The organism is Finegoldia magna (assembly GCF_018371055.1).
GTDB classification, from domain to species: domain Bacteria; phylum Bacillota; class Clostridia; order Tissierellales; family Peptoniphilaceae; genus Finegoldia; species Finegoldia magna_I.
Window position 1 is genome coordinate 1 of the sequence record NZ_JAGYZD010000346.1, and the last position, 1249, is coordinate 1249.

Here is a 1249-nt window from a genome sequence, read left to right on the forward strand (position 1 = left end):
TTTGTAGGAAAGATTAACTCATTGAAACCTGATTATATCAGGAGTAAGTTGAGGTTAAGTTATGCGTAAAAAAGTAGCTGTAGTAGGTGATAGAGATTCTGTGTTGGTTTTTAAGGCTTTGGGAGTAGATGTTTTTGAATCTATTGAAAGCAGTGATGCTAGAAAAACAGTTGATAGACTAGCAAAAGAAGACTACGGTGTGATTTTTATTACTGAACAAATAGCAGAAAAAATCAAAGAAACAATAGACAGATATAATGATAAAGTTTCACCAGCTATTATCTTGATACCTTCTAATCAAGGTAGCTTGAACATTGGAATGAACAGAATCAATACCAATGTCGAAAAGGCTGTTGGAGCGAACATTTTGTAAAGGAGAGCTTATATTGAAAGAAGGTAAAGTATTAAAAGTATCCGGACCTTTAGTAGTTGCTGAAGGAATGGAAAACGCAAGCGTATATGACGTGGTTGAGGTTTCAGACGATAAGCTCATTGGAGAGATTATTGAAATGAGAGGCGATAAAGCCTCAATTCAAGTATATGAAGAAACAACAGGAATTGGACCTGGAGATAAGGTTGTGTCTACAGGACACCCACTTTCAATAGAATTGGGACCTGGTATATTGGAGCAAATGTTTGATGGTATTCAAAGACCATTAAAATCATTGCAAGAAAAAGCTGGAGACTTCTTATTAAGAGGAGTTAGTGCTCCATCTTTGAACAGAGAAAAGAAATGGGAATTCAAGCCTGTTAAGTCTGTTGGAGATGAAGTAGAGCCAGGAGACATTATTGGTGAAGTTCAAGAAACTGAAGTAATTGTTCACAAGATAATGGTTCCAGCTAATGTATCTGGTAAAATCAAATCAATTGAATCTGGAGAATTCACTGTTGATCAAACAGTTTGCGTTGTAGAACAAGATTCTAAAGAGACAGAAATTAATATGATTCAAAGATGGCCTGTAAGAAATGGTAGACCTTACAAAGAAAAGGAAGATCCAATCAGACCATTGATCACAGGTCAAAGAGTTATCGATACATTCTTCCCAGTTGCAAAAGGTGGTACTGCAGCAATTCCAGGACCTTTCGGTAGTGGTAAAACAGTAGTTCAACACCAATTAGCTAAATGGGCAGACGCTGAAATAGTTGTGTATGTAGGTTGTGGAGAACGTGGTAACGAAATGACAGACGTTCTTAATGAATTCCCTGAATTGATTGACCCTAAGACTGGACAATCATTGATGAAGAGAAC

The 1249-nt window shown here is 36.7% G+C and carries 1 protein-coding gene and 1 pseudogene; both read left to right on the forward strand.

Annotated features, from left to right (window positions below):
- Positions 1-61: 61 nt before the first annotated feature.
- Entirely contained in the window at positions 62-373 is a 312-nt protein-coding gene (locus KHW44_RS09760; protein ID WP_294685134.1) for a V-type ATP synthase subunit F, read from the forward strand.
- Positions 374-386: 13 nt separating this feature from the next.
- Positions 387-1249 (forward strand): annotated as a pseudogene (locus KHW44_RS09765) (V-type ATP synthase subunit A); the annotation flags it as partial.